This window comes from Sphingomonas sp. ATCC 31555, from assembly GCF_000282895.1.
Taxonomy (GTDB): domain Bacteria; phylum Pseudomonadota; class Alphaproteobacteria; order Sphingomonadales; family Sphingomonadaceae; genus Sphingomonas.
Genome location: NZ_ALBQ01000018.1, coordinates 190213 through 206737 on the forward strand (window position 1 = coordinate 190213; position 16525 = coordinate 206737).

14 protein-coding genes are annotated in these 16525 nt (G+C 63.0%); 4 read left to right on the forward strand and 10 right to left on the reverse strand.

Annotated elements, in window-relative coordinates:
• Positions 1-236: 236 nt before the first annotated feature.
• From dnaE to B215_RS0110195, 5 genes are all read right to left on the reverse strand, one after another.
• Positions 237-3716, reverse strand: a complete 3480-nt coding sequence (gene dnaE / locus B215_RS0110175; protein ID WP_026009146.1) for a DNA polymerase III subunit alpha — start codon at positions 3714-3716, stop codon at positions 237-239.
• Positions 3717-3910: 194 nt separating this feature from the next.
• The gene (locus B215_RS0110180) at positions 3911-4393 is read right to left on the reverse strand and encodes a glutathione peroxidase (RefSeq protein WP_019369546.1); all 483 of its coding nucleotides are present in this window, start codon (positions 4391-4393) and stop codon (positions 3911-3913) included.
• Positions 4390-5073: an ABC transporter ATP-binding protein gene (locus B215_RS0110185; protein ID WP_019369547.1), complete on the reverse strand. Its 684-nt coding sequence runs from the start codon at positions 5071-5073 to the stop codon at positions 4390-4392. Before B215_RS0110185 ends, B215_RS0110180 begins: the two co-directional genes overlap by 4 nt.
• Positions 5066-6316: a lipoprotein-releasing ABC transporter permease subunit gene (locus B215_RS0110190; protein WP_019369548.1), complete on the reverse strand. Its 1251-nt coding sequence runs from the start codon at positions 6314-6316 to the stop codon at positions 5066-5068. Before B215_RS0110190 ends, B215_RS0110185 begins: the two co-directional genes overlap by 8 nt.
• Positions 6317-6736: 420 nt before the next feature.
• Positions 6737-9118 (reverse strand): TonB-dependent receptor, encoded by a 2382-nt coding sequence (locus B215_RS0110195; RefSeq protein WP_026009148.1) that lies wholly within the window; start codon positions 9116-9118, stop codon positions 6737-6739.
• 236 nt (positions 9119-9354) lie between these two features.
• Between B215_RS0110195 and B215_RS0110200 the strand changes: the two genes are divergently transcribed.
• Positions 9355-9825 carry an Hsp20 family protein gene (locus B215_RS0110200; RefSeq protein ID WP_026009149.1) on the forward strand — a complete coding sequence of 157 codons (471 nt, stop codon included), beginning with the start codon at positions 9355-9357 and terminating at the stop codon, positions 9823-9825.
• A 98-nt stretch (positions 9826-9923) separates the two neighbouring features.
• Here B215_RS0110200 and B215_RS19955 read toward each other — a convergent pair whose 3' ends face one another.
• The 5 genes from B215_RS19955 to secG form a co-directional block, all read right to left on the reverse strand.
• Positions 9924-11177: a methyl-accepting chemotaxis protein gene (locus B215_RS19955; RefSeq protein ID WP_019369551.1), complete on the reverse strand. Its 1254-nt coding sequence runs from the start codon at positions 11175-11177 to the stop codon at positions 9924-9926.
• Positions 11074-11766, reverse strand: a complete 693-nt coding sequence (locus B215_RS21820; RefSeq protein ID WP_058805491.1) for a Tar ligand binding domain-containing protein — start codon at positions 11764-11766, stop codon at positions 11074-11076. Before B215_RS21820 ends, B215_RS19955 begins: the two co-directional genes overlap by 104 nt.
• Before the next feature lie 163 nt (positions 11767-11929).
• Positions 11930-12559 (reverse strand): peptidylprolyl isomerase, encoded by a 630-nt coding sequence (locus B215_RS0110215; protein WP_019369552.1) that lies wholly within the window; start codon positions 12557-12559, stop codon positions 11930-11932.
• Between the two features lie 30 nt (positions 12560-12589).
• Positions 12590-14221 carry a CTP synthase gene (locus B215_RS0110220; protein WP_019369553.1) on the reverse strand — a complete coding sequence of 544 codons (1632 nt, stop codon included), beginning with the start codon at positions 14219-14221 and terminating at the stop codon, positions 12590-12592.
• Between the two features lie 106 nt (positions 14222-14327).
• Entirely contained in the window at positions 14328-14672 is a 345-nt protein-coding gene (gene secG, locus B215_RS0110225) for a preprotein translocase subunit SecG (RefSeq protein WP_019369554.1), read from the reverse strand.
• Between the two features lie 241 nt (positions 14673-14913).
• Here secG and B215_RS0110230 point away from each other — a divergent pair, with 241 nt between their 5' ends.
• From B215_RS0110230 to argC, 3 genes are read left to right on the forward strand one after another with little or no spacing between them, the layout of a single operon-like run.
• Positions 14914-15267 carry a MarR family transcriptional regulator gene (locus B215_RS0110230; RefSeq protein WP_050990158.1) on the forward strand — a complete coding sequence of 118 codons (354 nt, stop codon included), beginning with the start codon at positions 14914-14916 and terminating at the stop codon, positions 15265-15267.
• A gap of 31 nt (positions 15268-15298) precedes the next feature.
• Positions 15299-15577 carry a hypothetical protein gene (locus B215_RS19960; protein ID WP_019369556.1) on the forward strand — a complete coding sequence of 93 codons (279 nt, stop codon included), beginning with the start codon at positions 15299-15301 and terminating at the stop codon, positions 15575-15577.
• The gene (gene argC / locus B215_RS0110240; protein WP_019369557.1) at positions 15574-16512 is read left to right on the forward strand and encodes an N-acetyl-gamma-glutamyl-phosphate reductase; all 939 of its coding nucleotides are present in this window, start codon (positions 15574-15576) and stop codon (positions 16510-16512) included. Before B215_RS19960 ends, argC begins: the two co-directional genes overlap by 4 nt.
• Positions 16513-16525 lie beyond the last annotated feature (13 nt).

Below are 16525 nucleotides of genomic sequence, written 5' to 3' on the forward strand. Positions count from 1 at the left end.
GAGAGGGTCGGGTGTTACATTGGGTTTCTGAAAAATGACGTACCGAAAACTCTGCTCCTTTCCCCTCACGCGAGAGGGAGGGGCCGCCGCCAACAGGCGGTGGGAGTAAGAGGGATCGGTTTGCAGGAGCAAATCGCGCGGTGTCTTGCGCCGCTCACCTTCTCGAAGCTGCGCTGATCGCTGAAGCACCAAGCTTCGCTATCCGCCCCCCAATGGCGAGGAGGTACAAGGCCCCGCTACGCCGCCGCCGCCAGCTTCATGCTTGCCGGCATCAGCGAAGCGCCTTTCACGCCGGGCAGCCCCTCGATCCGCGCCGCCAGCTCGGTGTCGAGTCGGAAGCCCCGACCGAGCATCACCGTCGCCTCGCCGCCTTCGATCGGCGCATGGAGCAGGATCTCGCCCCTGCCCCCGCCGCGCAGCTCGCCGACCAGTTCCGCCAGCTGCGGCGGAACCGTGGGATCCTCGATGCGGATCTCCATGATCAACTGGGTCGTACCGGCCAGCGTGTCGAACGGCTGCACCCGTTTCACGGCGGCGCGTGGAGTATCCTCGCCGGGACGCTTGTCGAGTTCGAGCGTCAGGATCGCGCAGCCGGTACCTTTCGCGCACTCCTCCATGTCCTTCGCGATCAACTCGTCGAAGCATGAGGTCTGGATTTGCGCGCTCTTGTCCGAGATCGTCGCCATCAGATACCGGTTGCCGCGCGCCGAGGTGCGGTAGCGGCAATCCTCGATCAGCGCGGCGATCTGGGCTGTGACCCGGGCGCCTTCGGGGATGTTCATCTCCGGGAGCGTGGCGATGTCGCGCACGCCCTGTCCACGGAACAGATGCTCGTATCGGTCGAGCGGATGCGCCGAGAAGTAATAGCCAAAGGCATCCTTCTCGGCGTTGATGCGGTCGGACATGCTCCACACCGCGTCCTTCGGGACGGCGATCCCGCCCCCGGCCGGCTCTGCATCACCGAACAGCCCGCCTTGTCCACTGGTGCGGCTGGCATGGTCGCGCTGGGCAACCGCGAGGATCGTCTCCGCCGCGGCATGCACCCCCGCCCGATTGGGCTCGATGCTGTCGAACGCGCCGGCCGAGGCGAGCGTTTCCAGCTGCCGCTTGTTGAGCACGCGCGGGTCGACCCGCTTGGCGAAATCGTCGAGGCTGGCGAAACGGCCATTCTTCTCGCGCTCCTCAACCAGCAACTCCATCGCCCGTTCGCCCACGCCCTTGAGCGCGCCGAGCGCGTAGCGCACCGCGAGCCCCTCGCCCTGCGCCTGCACGGTGAAATCCGCCTCGCTAGCGTTGATGTCGGGCGACAGCGCCTCGATGCCAAGCCGCCGCATGTCGTCGGCGAACACCGCCAGCTTGTCGGTCTGGTGAATGTCGTACGCCATTGATGCGGCGAAGAATTCGTGCGGATGGTGCGCCTTGAGCCACGCCGTCTGGTACGCCAGCAAGGCGTAGGCAGCGGCATGCGACTTGTTGAAGCCATAGCCGGCGAACTTGTCGATCAAGTCGAACAGCTCGTTGGCCTTGGCCGCCGGAATGTCGTTCACTTCCTTGCAGCCCTTGACGAAGATGCTGCGCTGCGCATCCATCTCCGCCTTGACCTTCTTGCCCATCGCGCGCCGCAGCATGTCTGCGCCGCCCAGGGTATAGCCGGCGAGGATCTGCGCGGCCTGCATCACCTGTTCCTGATAGACGAAGATCCCGTAGGTCTCCTTCAGGATCGGTTCGAGCAGGTCGTGCGGATAGACGATCGGCTCCCGCCCCGCCTTGCGCGCGCCAAAGGTCGGGATGTTGTCCATCGGGCCCGGGCGGTAGAGCGAGACGAGCGCGACGATGTCGCCGAAATTGGTCGGCCGCACCGCGGTCAGCGTACGCCGCATGCCTTCGGATTCGAGCTGGAACACGCCCACCGTGTCACCGCGCTGGAGAAGCGCATAGACGCCCTCGTCGTCCCAATCGAGCCGGTCGAGGTTCACGTCGACGCCGCGCTTGGCGAGCAGCACGACCGCCTTTTTGAGCACCGAGAGCGTCTTGAGGCCGAGAAAGTCGAACTTCACCAGCCCGGCGCCCTCGACATTCTTCATGTCGAACTGGGTCACCGGCATGTCCGAGCGCGGATCGCGATACAGCGGCACCAGCTGCGCAAGCGGCCGGTCGCCGATCACCACGCCGGCGGCGTGGGTCGAGCTGTGGCGCGGCAGGCCCTCCATCCGCATCGACAGGTCGACAAGGCGCTTCACATCCTCGTTGCCGTTATATTCGGCGAGGAACTCGCTGACGCCGTTCAGCGTGCGCTCCAGCGTCCAGGGGTCGGTCGGGTGGTTCGGGATCTGCTTGGCGAGGCGATCGACCTGGCCATAGCTCATCTGCAGCACGCGCCCGACGTCCTTGATCACCGCGCGCGCCTTCATCGTCCCGAAGGTGATGATCTGCGCCACGTGATCGCGGCCGTATTTTTCCTGAACATAGCGGATCACTTCGCCGCGCCGGGTTTCGCAGAAGTCGATGTCGAAGTCGGGCATCGAAACGCGTTCCGGATTGAGGAAGCGTTCGAACAGCAGACCGAGCTTGAGCGGATCGAGATCGGTGATGGTCAGCGCCCAGGCGACCGCCGAGCCCGCGCCCGAACCACGCCCCGGCCCCACCGGAATGTCGTTCGATTTCGCCCATTGGATGAAGTCGGCGACGATCAGGAAGTAGCCCGGGAAGCCCATCTGGATGATGATGTCGAGCTCGAACTGGAGGCGCTGGTTGTACACCTCCACTTCCGCCGGATCGGTGATGCCGGCGAATTGGAGTCGCTGGCGCAGGCCCTCCCAGCTGCGCTCGCGCAGCATTGCCGCTTCCCCTTCACGGTCGCCGGCGAGGCTGGGCAGGATTGGCTTGCGTTTGGGCGCGGCATAGGCGCACCGCTGGGCGACTACGAGCGTGTTCTCAATCGCCTCGGGCAGATCTGCGAACACAGTCTTCATCGTCTCGGCCGGCTTCAGCCAGGCCTCAGGTGAGGAGCGCGGGCGATCGTCCGTTTCCAGATATGTCGAGTTGGCTATGCACAGCATCGCGTCATGCGCGCTGTAGAAATCGGCCTCGGCGAAGCAGGCCGGGTTGGTGCCGACCAGCGGCAGGTTCCGCGCATACGCCAGGTCGATGAGCTTCACCTCAGCACGAGTCTCTACCTCGTTGTTGCGCCGAGCTATCTCTACGTAGAGCCGCTCCGGGAACAGCGCTCCCAACTGGCTGGCATAGGCCTCGGCGGTTTTGTCCTGCCCTTCGGCATAGAGCCGAGCGAGCGCCCCCTCTGCCCCGGCGGTGAGGCAGATCAGCCCGTCAGTATACCCCTCCAACGCCGCAAAGGGCACATGCGCATTCTCCTCGATCGGGCGATCGAGATGCGCTTGCGAGACAAGGTGGCAGAGGTTTTCATAGCCGGTCTGGTCCTGCGCATAGAGCGCGAGCCAGTCGATCGGCACGTTCAGCCCTTCGGCCAGGTTCGAGCGCTTCACCGCCAGCAGCGTGCCGACGATCGGCTGGACACCCGCTTTTTTGGCCGCATCCGAAAAGCTCATTGCTGCATAGAGGCCGTTGCGATCGGCGACTGCGATGGCAGGGAAGCCGTGGCTCTTGGCGTGCTTGGCGACCGCCTTGGGGTCGATCGCCCCCTCAAGCATTGTGTAGCAGGAGAAAACCCGAAGAGGGACGAAACCGGAATGCGCCATGCCCGAACCTAGGGTGTGCCGTGCCACTTTGCCAAGCCGGCGCGCCGCTTCTCCACAGCTTTTCGCACCGGACGTAATGCTAGGGACAATCCCTTAAGACGACGATAAAGATGGCGGAACCTGTCCGATTGTGGGATAATCGTGGCGCGGTCGGAAGCTTGCAACCTCCCGATTTCCGGCCGCACCGCAATTCTTTAAAGGAGCGACTCGATAGTCGCGGCTAAGTCCCGCGGCGGCTTGGTAGGAGCATAGCGCCCCACGACATCACCACTGCGATCGACCAGGAACTTGGTGAAATTCCATTTTATAACTTCGGTCCCTAGCACGCCCGGCGCTTCGAACTTTAGCCGATCGAACAACGGCGCAGTATTGCTGCCATTCACATCGATCTTGCCGAAAACGGGGAACGTCACGTTGTATGTGGTGGAACAGAATTGCGCGATGTCTTCCGCATTTCCGGGTTCCTGTCCACCGAACTGGTTACAGGGAAAGGCAAGCACGGCGAATCCGCGATCGCGATAGGCGCGCCATAGCTGCTCGAGTTCGGCATATTGGGGGGTAAAGCCGCATTTCGACGCAGTGTTGACCACCAGCAGGACCTTGCCGGCGTAGGCAGCCAGATCGCCAATGCTGCCATCGGAAAAGGTTACCGGCGTCGCGGTGATGGGATCGCTCAAGCTGCTTCCTCCAGTCTGCCCTCGTGCAGTCTCACCACGCGATCCATGCGCGCCGCAAGTCGCTCGTTGTGCGTGGCGACCAGCGCAGCCGATCCTTCGTTCCGTACAAGATTCAGGAACTCGTCGAACACACGATTCGATGTGGCTTCGTCTAGGTTGCCAGTCGGCTCGTCCGCCAGCACCAGCGGCGGACGGTTGGCCAGCGCGCGCGCGACGGCAACACGTTGCTGCTCGCCCCCCGACAGCTGGTTCGGCCGGTGGGTCAGCCGGTGGCCTAGGCCTAGTAGCGTCAGCAAGTCGGTAGCCCGCGCCTGTGCGTCCGCGCGCGGCGCGCCGCGGATAAGCTGCGGCAGGATGACGTTTTCGGTGGCGTCGAAATCTGGCAGCAGATGGTGGAATTGATAGACGAAGCCCAGCCGATCTCGCCGCACTTCGGTGCGACCGCTTGCGCTGAGCTTTGCCGCTTCTTCGCCCACGATGCGGATCGATCCTTCGAAGCCGCCTTCGAGCAACCCCACCGCCTGCAGCAACGTCGACTTGCCCGACCCCGATGGGCCGAGCAGCGCCACGATCTCGCCCGGCTGCACGTCGAGATCAACACCGCGCAGCACGTCGATGCGGACGCCACCCTGCTCGAAGCTGCGGCGGAGGTCCCGCGTCTGGAGAACCGGATCATTCATAGCGCAGCACCTGGACAGGATCGGTACTCGCCGCCTTCCACGCCGGGTACAAGGTAGCGAGGAAGGTGAAGAGCAAGGCCATCGCGCAGATCGCGATCGTCTGCAGCGGATCGGTCTTGGCAGGCAACTCGGTCAGGAATCGCATCTGCGGGTCCCATACTTTCTGTCCGGTCACTGCGCCGATCGCCCAGACGACCTTCTCGCGATAGGTGATGAAGAAGAAGGCAAGCACGCCACCCGCGCCGACACCCAGCGCGCCGATCGCGGTACCGACAGTGACAAAGATCCGCATCATGCTGCCCCGCGTCGCCCCCATTGTTCGCAGCACGGCGATGTCGCGCGTCTTGGCGCGCACCAGCATGATCAGCGAAGAGATAATGTTGAACGCAGCGACGACCAAGATGATCGACAGGATCGTGAACGATACCACGCGGTCCACGGCCAGCGCCTCAAAAAGCTCACGGTTCATCTGCCGCCAGTCGGTGATCTGGCCGGCGTTGCTCACCTTGTCGGCCAGCGGGCCTACCAGCTTTTCGATCTGATCCGGATTGCTTGTATCGATCCGAACCATCCCCACCGAGTCGCCCATCAGCAACAGCGTCTGCGCGTCGCTCATGGGCATGATGATGTAGGCCTTGTCATAGTCATACACCCCCACTTCAAAGATGGCGGCGATGCGATACTGTACGATTCGCGGCATGGTGCCGAAAGGCGTTGCCGATCCCTGCGGATTGATGATCGAAATTTGACTGCCGATCGTTGCTCCCAGCGCCTCCGCCAGGCGGGACCCGATCGCGATCTGTTCGCTGCCAGGCTTCAGGTTCCGGAAGGATCCCAGGATCTCCTTCCCCTTTAGCGTCGGGTTGTTAAGGATGTCCTCCGTCCGCAGACCGCGCACCAGCGCAAATTCTACTCGACCGTTATAGCTTGCGAACAGCGGCTGCTCGATCAGCGGGGTGGCGGCGGTTACGCCGGGAATGGCCTTCGCCTCGTCTGCGATACGGCGCCAGTCGCGCAGCTGGCCACCATAGCCCTGCACCACGGCATGGCCATTGAGGCCGGCAATCTTGTCGAACAGTTCGGCGCGGAACCCGTTCATGACACTCATCACGACGATCAGTGCCGCAACCCCCAACATCACCGCTACCAGGCTAAACCCAGCAACCACGGCGATGAAGGCTTCACTGCGTCCGGGCAGCAGGTAGCGGCGGGCGATCATCCGCTCGTAGCGCGATATCAGCATGCGGCTGCTCTAAGGCCCATTCGCGCGCAGGGGAAGCGCCCTGTTGCTATTTCGACACAGGGCGTGGGCAAACTGCTTACGCCAGCCTGTCGACGGGTGACAAAGCAATGCTGGGATCGTACCAGAACAGCGTCGAAACGCAGGCACCAAAGGCCACGGTTCGGGGAGGCTCCCAGCTCCACTTGCAAGCAAATGCAGGTGTTTAGAAGCGGGATCCTGTTAAGGGGGCTGACGAGCATTCGTCACGCAGGCGCCCGGATCGGAAACGGTCCGGGCGTTTGTCTTTTCCAAAGCCTGGGCCTGCTGACCCCCTAGCTTTCCCAACTGCAACATCATGGAACGGGTATCGGGCGGAGCAGGCTGCCCTGCCCCGCCCGCTAACCTCTCCCGGCCAAGGCTAGAGGCCAGACGGTCACCCGATCAGAACGAACCGCTGATCGTGAACCCCCAAGTGCGCGGATCGCCAGGCTGCCCGACGATCAAGCCGGTATTGCCCGATTGCACCGACAGCAGCTCGAAATAGCGCTTGTCGAATGCGTTCCGCACCCAAGCGAAGGCATTCACCCTGCCCTGACGATAGCCGATGCGGAAATTGGACAGCGAATAGGCGGCGATCCAGGTATAAGCCGAAGGCGATGGGTTCGACGAGAAGCGCGATCGCCAGCTGCCATCATAACCGAGATAGGCCTGACCTTCCGCAACCGGCGCGTTCACCTCTCCGCCGAAGCCGAAGGCCCATTTCGAGATTCCCGGCAGCACCTGACCCGAAATGTCGCAATTGGTCGGACTGTTCGCTCCCCCGGAAAGCTCTGGCGGGCACGGCGCGTCGCGGAACCGGATATATCTGGCATCGGTGAACGCGCCATTGGCATAGATCTTGAGCCGATCGCTGGGCTGAACGTTGGAGTCGAATTCGAAGCCGCGCACGCGCACCTTGTCGGCATTCGCCAGATAGCCGCGGATCACGCCCAACTGGCCGTTGGTGACTGTCGCCTGATAGTCGTTCACTTCCGTCCAGAAGCCGGCAAGGTTCAAAGTCGCGCGCCGGTCGAAGAACTGGGTCTTCAGGCCGATTTCATAATGGTTCACCTTTTCGGGCTTCACCGTCACGGCGGCGAGGATAGGGTTGTTGTTCGCGTCCAACGGCAGGCCAGATAGGTTGATACCACCCGATTTAAAGCTGCGCGCATAGGTGGCGTACCCATGCACGTCGCGATCGAAGTCATAGGAGATGGTGACGTCTCCGGAGACGTTCCAGTCGCTGAACCGCGGCGAATAGCTTTGCAGCGCGAGCACCCCGCGCTGGTCGGCATTCAGCGTCGTGCTGCCGGTGCCGGTCGTCACCGTAGCGACATAGGAGCCGCTCTTCTTGTCGTAATTCAGTCGCAAGCCGGGTTGCACCCGAAGTTTCGGCAGCACCTCCCAATTGAGCTTGCCGAACAAGGCAAGGCTCGTGTTGTCGAAGCAGATCGTGTTTCGGGACGTAAGGCCGTTCAACACGGCGGGGTTACAAGCATTCGCGGTTAGTGTCGCACAGCCGCTTGCACCCGGTGCGACATTGCCCGGATTGAGCAGCCATCGGCTCGCCGCCGGCCCCTGCACCTGCGATCCCTGCGTATCGATCGTCTGGTGGAACAGGAACAGACCGGCGGTGTAATCCAGCCTACTCTTGCCATTAGAAGCAATGCGCAGCTCCTGCGTCACCTGCTTCTGCTGCGACGGATTCTGTGAAACGGTGGTGATCGGCAGCCCAACGAAATCCCGATCGTTGGCGGGCTTCCAATCCCAATAGCGCCAAGCGCTTACCGATGTAACGGTCGCGCTGCCCAAGTCCCAATTCGCAACCAGCGACGCACCGCCTATCTCCTGGCGCGAATTGATGTCGGCATCGAGATCGGTCTTGCGATCGAACGGATCGGTGCTGGGCGGGGCATAGCCGAACGCAGCCGCCAATGCGGCATATTGCCGGTTGAGCGGGCGCTGCGTCGCGCCGACCCGCGCGTAATATTGGACGCAGCACAGCGGGTTCTGCAGGTTGAAATCGCCCGACAGCGTCAGGTCCAGATTGGAAGCGGCACGCCACAGCAACTGGCCGCGCAATCCATAATTATCCAGCCGATGCAGATAGCTGTCGGTCGTGGTGTTGTATATCGTGCCGCGTCGGCGGGATACCGAGGTAGACAGTCGGACCGCCAGCTTCTCGTCGGCGATGGACGCCGAGGCCGCCCCCTTCAACTGTACGAAATTGTAGTTGCCAAGCGTCGCTTCATAGCGAACCTCTGGCGTGAAACTCGGCGCCCGCGTGGTGATGTTAATCGCGCCAGCGGTGGTATTCTTACCGTACAGCGTACCTTGCGGACCGCGCAGCACCTCCACCCGCTGGACGTCGACGAAATCGAAGGTCGAGGCACCTACGCGACCGATATACACGCCGTCGACATAGAAGCCGACACCTTTCTCGATGCCATCGTTTGTCAGGCCAAACGGCGCGCCGAGACCACGGATATTGATGGCCGTGTTGCGAGGGTTGCTGGAATAAAATTGCAGGGCCGGCTGCGATTGCTGGATGCGGCTGACGTTGAAGGCGCTGCTTTCCGCCAGAGACTCCCCTGTGAGGACGGAAATGGCAAGCGGCACTTCTTGCACCCGCTCCTCGCGGCGGCGGGCCGTAACGACAATCTCCCCGCTCTGCGCCAACTCCTGCAAAGGATCAGCGGACACTGCCTCCGGCTCGGGAGAGCCATGCGGGCCGCCCTGCGCACCTCCAGCGGCAAGCAGCAGCGAAATCAGCGCCAAACTCATTATCGTCCCCTTGATTGCATCGCGGTCAAATCTCCACCGAACAACTATGATTTAGCGAACAAGGAGATGTTTAGCGGCCCGAAGCGTCGTTTGCTCCGCTCCCGAACGCCCTTGAAACTCCCAAACCCCGTGCCAAGATAAGGTTCAGCAGGATGCCGAGAGGGTTCTGCCTGGTGCCGCAAGTTGTTGAGCACCTCAAAATGCGACGTACCAATTGCTCATAGGAGGATATGAAGATGCGTCAGTTCGACTTTACACCATTTCGTCGGTCGGCGATCGGCTTCGATCGCCTCTTCGACTTGCTCGAGGCCAGCGCACGCCAGACCAGTTCTGAAAACTACCCGCCCTTCAACCTGGAGCGTATTGCGGAAGATCGCTACCGAATCACAATCGCGGTTGCCGGCTTTAAGGCAGACGAAATCGACATTACCGCGCAGCAGAACCTGCTGTTGGTGGCTGGCAAGAAGGCCGGGGAAAATGAGAACAACCAGGGCAATTATCTGCACCTGGGCATTGCCAACCGCAGCTTCGAGCGCCGTTTCGAGCTCGCCGATTTCGTGCGGGTGGAGAATGCGCACTTGGCCGACGGCCTGCTGACGATCGAGCTGCTGCGCGAAGTGCCCGAGGCGATGAAGCCCAAGAAGATCCAGGTGGGTACCAGCAGCGACGCGGCCGCAATCGATCATCGTACAGCCGACGCTGCCTGATCCTCACGCAAAAGCTCGCGGCGTCCCCCTCCCTTTGGCGTCGCGACGGGGCGTCCGGGCAATAGTCCGGGCGCCCTTTCTATGTGCCGCGTACGCCATCAGAACGATGCCCAGTCCGCGTTATCCGCCAGTGCCGGCTCGGCGAATAGCGGCATGACTGCCGAGGCGTAGCCGGCCCGCGCGGAAGAGGACGCAACCATGGTTGTCGAGCGCTGCCGCCAAACCGTGCCAACATCGAAGCGACGCGCCTGTTCGATCAGCGACTGCACTTCGCCGGAAAGGTTGCGTGCTGCCGCGGAGGTCTGCTCCACCATAGCTGCATTTTGCTCTGTAGACTGGTCCATCGTGCCTACCGCGGACGAGATCTCCGTGATGGCAGTCGACTGCGCCTGGTTGTCGGTCGCCAAGTTGGACAGAAGGGCGTGAACGCCGGCCACGTCCTCGGCTATCCCGGCAAGCGCGCCATCCACCTTCTGCACCATGTCCACGGCAGTGACGATTTCGGTCTGGGTGGCGGTAAGCTGGTCGCGGGCGCACCCCGCTTCCTCTTCCGCCCGCATCGCCAGTGCCGACACCAGATCCGCGACCACGGCAAAGCCCCGGCCTGCCTCGCCCGCACGGCCGGCTTCCACTGCGGCATTCATCGCCAGCACGCGAGTCTGGAACGCAATCTTGTCGAGCCCCTCAATCACGCTGTCGATGCCCTTGGCGCTTTCAGCGACGCGCGTCATCGACTGCACCGCCGCATCGGTGGTTTCGCGTCCGCTGCCCACCGTTGCGGTCGCTCCATCGGCGCGCGCGACGGTTTCCGAAGCTGCCCGGGCCGATACCTTCAGCCGCTGGTCTATCTGTGCAATCGCAGCAGCTGTCTGTTCCAGGCTCGCGGCATTCGCCTCGGTTCGCCGAGCGAGATCCTCCGAGGCTTGCGCGATCTGTCCGGAGCCGCTGTTGATCGCCGCCGCGCTTTCCAGCACCGATCCGATCAGACCGCGCAAGCTACTCAAGGCGGCGTTAAAATCTTGGCGGACCGCCTCATAGTCCCTTGGAAACGGATCGCGTATGTCGCGGGTGAGATCACCGGCCGAGATCGCCGAGATAGCGGCGCGCAACGCTCCGGTGATTTGTGCCTGGTCAGCGGCATTCTCCTCCTCAGCGCGCGCCTGGTCGACTGCGGCGCGACGGAACACCTCACAGGCCCGCGCCATGCGGCCGATCTCGTCCAGCTGAGTCGTGTAAGGGATGCTCGCGTCATGTGTAGCGGCCAGCGCTTCCATCGCGTCCGCCAGCGTACCGATCGGCTGGATGATGCTCTTGCGCGCAATCTGAAGCGCGAAAAACCACACGCCGGCCACAACGATACCAATCGCGATCGCGATCCAGGCCACCATGGCGGTTGAACGTACCGGCATCGCCCGTCACCTCGCCCGCGATCCGGATCTGCTCGCTCACCAGCGCGGACATCGCATCGGAAACAGGATCGATCGCTGCGTACAGCCGGCGGACCACGAACGCGTCCAGCGCAGCACGGTCCTTGCGGTTGAGGATTTGCTCCAGCGCATCGACCTCGGCTTCGGCCTTCCGAATCTGCGCTTCGGTCTGGTCGGCGAGTTCCGCTTCGTGGCCCTTGATCGACGTTGCGCGATAGGCCTTCCAGTTTTCGGCGGCGCGGGCGCGGCCTTCGTGGACCCGACGTTCGGCCTCAGCCATGGTGAAATTACCATTCCGCGCCTTATGCGACGCATCGACGATGCTCACCGCATAGGCATCGGCAACCACCTTCAATTGGCGGAGCGGCAGCACCCGATCAGCCAAAAGAGTCTCGAACTTGGCCGTGTTCGAGCGCACGCTGAGGTTCAGCGTCGCGATCGTGCAGAGAAAGGCCGCAGCGAACAACGCCAGACAGAACATGAGCTTCGCACGGATCGTGTACCTGGCCAACATTGCGTCTTTGTCTCCCCGCACGGAGCGCGGGCAGCATGATGCCGCCCGTCGCAACGATTGGAAACGTTATAGCAATAAATCGAGCGCCCCGGCGGTTGCGACCGGCTTTAACCTTCATTTTCAGTTAGATTGCGGGTGGAAGCTCTGCTTGCGCCCCTTTACCTCAGTTTGCTGGCTTCAGCCCCAGCAGCCACGGCTTCACTCGGCCGGTAGGTTTGGCAACGCCATCCAGTCGCTCGGCCCGCACGATCGTTACCGGTTTCAGGATCATCTGGCCCTTCATCACGTCGCGACCGCCACCGCTCGGCAGCGCGAGAATGCGCCGGACCACGTCCATGCCGCCTATGACACGCCCGAATGCCGCAAATCCCCGGTTGGCGCCGCGCGCGTCGAGGCCCGGATTATCGCCGACCATGATCGAGAAGTTGCCGTTCGCGGAGTCAGGATTGGGCCCGTGCGCCATCGAGATGCTCCCGCTCAGGTGGCGCAGCCCTGTCCGGCTGGTCGGCTCGAGCGGCAGCGGCTCCAGCATTCGGCGCGCATCGGTACCGATCCCACCCTGGATGAAGCCCTGCGTGGGATCGGCCTTGCGCCGAGCGGTGCGGTAAAAGGTCGTGCCCTCCAACCGCCCATCATCGACATAAGCGAGGAAATTGGCGACTGTCTTCGGCGCGTGCCGCGCATCCAGCGCGACGATGATGTTGCCAGCACTCGTCACCAGCCGCACCCGCACCTGACCAGGCGCTGCCTGCCGCTGGGACGCCGGCGCGGCTGCAATCGCCAACAGCGCCAACCCGGTAACCAATCCTCGCCGCAGCACGCCTCAGACGAGCCGCGAGTGTTTCACCGCCGCTTCGATGAAGCTGGCGAACAGCGGGTGCGGATCGAACGGCTTCGACTTGAGCTCCGGATGGAACTGCACCCCGACGAACCAAGGATGGTCCGGCCGCTCCACTATCTCCGGTAAGGTGCCGTCCGGCGACATGCCGGAGAAAACAAGGCCGCCCTGCTCCAGCACCGGCTTGTAGGCCGTGTTAACCTCATAACGATGGCGGTGACGTTCGCTGATCGCATCGGTGCCGTAGATCGATGCAACGACGCTGTTACCGCCCAACTTCGCCGGATAGGCTCCGAGCCGCATCGTCCCGCCCAGGTCGCCGCCCGCTTCGCGCTTCTGCAATCCGTCGGCGGTCATCCATTCGGTGATCATGCCAACCACCGGCTGCTCTGTCGGGCCAAATTCGGTGGTCGAGGCATTGGCGACCCCCTCGGCACGCACGCCTTCGATACAGGCCATCTGCATGCCCAGGCAAATTCCGAAGAACGGTACACCACGCTCACGCGCAAAGCGCACACCGGCGATCTTCCCTTCGCTGCCGCGCTCGCCGAAGCCGCCGGGCACGAGAATGCCGTGCATCGGCTCCAGCATCGCCGCGACCTCGGCCTGCTCCTGCTCGAACAGTTCGGCATCGAGCCAGCGGATGTTCACCTTCACTTGGTTGGCGATGCCGCCATGCACGAGAGCTTCGGTCAGCGACTTATAGGCATCCGGCACGCCCATATATTTGCCAACGACGCCGATCGTCACTTCGCCTTCTGGATTCTCCAGCCGCTCGACGATGCCGCTCCAGCGGGCAAGGTCCGGCGAGGGACCCGGCTCGATGCCGAACGCCTTGAGCACTTCGACGTCGAGACCTTCGCCATGATATTGCAGGGGCACGGCATAGATGCTCTTGGCGTCCAGCGCGGGAATGACGGCGGATGCCGGCACGTTGCAGAACTGCGCTATCTTCGCGCGCTCGCCGGCCGGCAGCGGCCGCTCGGCACGGCACACCAGCACGTCGGGCTGTACGCCCAGCGCCGCCAGTTCTCGCACGCTGTGCTGGGTCGGTTTGGTCTTCAGCTCGCCGGCGGCGGCAATGTACGGCACCAGCGTCACGTGGATGCTGACGGTCTGGCCGCGGCCGAGATCGTTGCGGAGCTGGCGAATCGCCTCGATGAACGGCAGCGATTCGATGTCGCCCACCGTGCCGCCGATCTCGCACAGCACGAAATCGAGATCCTCGGTCTCGGCCTGGGCGAACGCCTTGATCGCGTCGGTCACGTGCGGGACCACCTGCACGGTGGCGCCCAGATAGTCGCCGCGGCGCTCGCGCTCGATGATCGTCTTGTAGATCCGGCCCGAGGTGACGTTGTCCGCCTGGCGCGCGGTCACGCCGGTGAAGCGCTCGTAATGGCCGAGGTCGAGGTCGGTCTCCGCGCCGTCGTCGGTGACGTACACCTCACCATGCTGGTGCGGCGACATCGTGCCGGGATCGACATTGAGATAGGGATCGAACTTGCGGATGCGGACTCGATAGCCACGGGCCTGGAGCAGCGCCGCGAGGCTCGCTGCCATGAGACCCTTGCCGAGCGAGGAGACCACGCCGCCGGTGATGAAAATGTACCGCGCCATGGGAGAAAACGCCTAACGTCAAAGGGCGCAGACCGGCAAGCGTAAGAATCCGCCGGCTGCGCAAATTTTATGATGGATCTGCCACCGAAGCGGCAGAAAACGAAGTTTACTGGCTGAACGGAACCTGGCCGTTGCCGACGGGCTCTTGCGCCGGAACCGGGTCGGTTGCCGGTGCCACTGCTGCCGGGGCGGCTTGGCGCTGCAGCGTCGGATCGATCGTCGTCGAGTGCCGGGTCGCTGCCAGGAACGCGAGCAGGATGCTCATCGCGATGAACGCGGTGGCTAGAATAGCAGTGGATCGGGTAAGGAAATCGGCCGCACCACGCGCCGACATGAGCCCGGCAGGGCTACCGCCCGTGGTAAGGCCGCCCCCCTCGGACTTCTGCAGAAGGATCACCGTCACCAGCAGGGCGGCGATGATGAACTGAACGACGAGGAGGAAGGTGAACATGAATGTGTCGGAGCCCGTATTTTGAAGTCGGCGACATAGGCGAGCATGTCCACGCAATCAACTGCCTGTTCCCCCGCCCTCTCCGCTGTGGGCGCGCAACTCCATGCACTGCCTGCATTTTCGCCTACGTTTTCACGCAACATTTCGCACACGCACTGAAACCTAGTCGCAAAATGCGCGTTTGTTTGAACGGTTCGATGCCGTGCCGGGCCTGAAACGAACGAGTGATGCTGTGAACGCTATGTCCGAACAGACCCTGGGGTCATGGAAGAATACGCTGATTGACTATGTGCGTTCGGGAGAGCCCGACCTCACCAATCGACAAATGGCGTTACTGATGCTTGTGTATCTCGATCCCGGCCCCCATACGGTGCGCGGATTGGCGCGGGCGCTGAACGTGTCCAAGCCGGTCGTCACCCGCGCCTTGAATCGGCTGGGCACGCTCGGCTATCTGCGCCGCCAACGTGACGACACCGACAAGCGCAACATCTTCGTAGCGCGCACCGCGGAAGGGGCAGAGTTTCTTGCAGAGTTCGGGCATTTCCTCGCTGGCAACCACCTCAGCGAGCCAGTCCCACAGCGCGCCGACGCGTAAACGGGTAGCTCTCGACGGGCGGTCGGCAACGATGGACCCGCGCATCGACGCGGTTCGGCCCGACCTTGCCGACATCCGCCTCGCCGGACGGGTGTTCGCACCCCATTACGCAGCGCCGCTGCCGCGTGTCGTGCAGGGCGAAACGCCCCTGTACGACACGCCCAGCCGCACCGAACCGCCACTGCACCTGCTTCGGAAAGGCGATGTCTTCGAAGTGCTGGAGTTCGCCGGCGGCAAGGCGTGGGGCGTTGCGCCTGGGCCCGCGCTGGTCGGCTATATCGATGCTTCGGCGTTAGGGGAAACCGAATGATCGTGCAGGTTTTCATCGATGGGGCTGCTGGCACCACCGGGCTCGAGATCCGCGAACGGCTTGCCGGCAGGCCCGAAATCCAGGTGCTTCTGCTCGACGATCAGGAACGCAAGAACCCCGCGAAGCGTGAAGAGGCGCTGAATGCCGCGGACTTCGTGATCCTATGCTTACCCGACGATGCCGCACGCGAAGCAGTAGCGATGATTCGCAACGATCGCACGCGGGTCATCGACGCCTCTACCGCATTTCGCACGGCGCCCGAGTGGGTTTACGGCTTCGCCGAGCTGGAACCGGGTCAGGCGGCCGCGATCGCCGAAGCGCCGCGGGTAAGCAATCCCGGCTGCTACCCTACCGGTTTTCTGGCGCTTGTCCGCCCGTTGATACGCGCTGGGTTGATCCCACACGATTTCCCGCTGAGCGTGAACGCGGTCTCCGGCTATTCGGGCGGCGGCCGCTCGATGATATCGGAGTTCGAAGAAACCGGCCCGGGTCACACCGGCACAGCGTTCCGTCCCTACGGTCTGGCACTCGCGCATAAGCACGTTCCGGAAATGCAGAAGCACGCCCGGATCGTGCACCCGCCGATATTCATGCCGTCGGTTGCACGCACTTATCGCGGCATGGTCGTGGAAGTGCCGCTCCCTCTGTTCGCATTCACGCGCAAGCCCTCCGTCGAAGCGCTCGAGAACGTGCTGCGCGATTCCTATCGCGATTCGCCGGTCGTGCAGGTGCTCGCGACCGATGTGCCAACGATCGCGATCGAGGAAAATGCCGGCACCGATCGGCTCTCGATTCGCGTGTTCGGCAATGACGAGACCCGCCAAGCGCGGCTGATCGCGACGCTCGACAATCTCGGCAAGGGGGCGGCCGGCGCCGCGGTGCAGAACCTGAACATCATGGCTGGCCTCGAATCTACTGCCGGCCTAGTCCTTTAGCGAGACGGTCCTA

Bases quoted from the DNA above. Each gene is read 5' to 3' on its own strand.
- dnaE (WP_026009146.1), bottom strand. From the start codon at position 3,716: ATGGCGCATTCCGGTTTCGTCCCTCTTCGGGTTTTCTCCTGCTACACA.
- B215_RS0110185 (WP_019369547.1), bottom strand. From the start codon at position 5,073: ATGAATGATCCGGTTCTCCAGACGCGGGACCTCCGCCGCAGCTTCGAG.
- B215_RS0110190 (WP_019369548.1), bottom strand. From the start codon at position 6,316: ATGCTGATATCGCGCTACGAGCGGATGATCGCCCGCCGCTACCTGCTG.
- B215_RS0110195 (WP_026009148.1), bottom strand. From the start codon at position 9,118: ATGAGTTTGGCGCTGATTTCGCTGCTGCTTGCCGCTGGAGGTGCGCAG.
- B215_RS0110200 (WP_026009149.1), top strand. From the start codon at position 9,355: ATGCGTCAGTTCGACTTTACACCATTTCGTCGGTCGGCGATCGGCTTC.
- B215_RS21820 (WP_058805491.1), bottom strand. From the start codon at position 11,766: ATGTTGGCCAGGTACACGATCCGTGCGAAGCTCATGTTCTGTCTGGCG.
- B215_RS0110220 (WP_019369553.1), bottom strand. From the start codon at position 14,221: ATGGCGCGGTACATTTTCATCACCGGCGGCGTGGTCTCCTCGCTCGGC.
- secG (WP_019369554.1), bottom strand. From the start codon at position 14,672: ATGTTCACCTTCCTCCTCGTCGTTCAGTTCATCATCGCCGCCCTGCTG.
- B215_RS0110230 (WP_050990158.1), top strand. From the start codon at position 14,914: ATGTCCGAACAGACCCTGGGGTCATGGAAGAATACGCTGATTGACTAT.
- B215_RS19960 (WP_019369556.1), top strand. From the start codon at position 15,299: ATGGACCCGCGCATCGACGCGGTTCGGCCCGACCTTGCCGACATCCGC.
- argC (WP_019369557.1), top strand. From the start codon at position 15,574: ATGATCGTGCAGGTTTTCATCGATGGGGCTGCTGGCACCACCGGGCTC.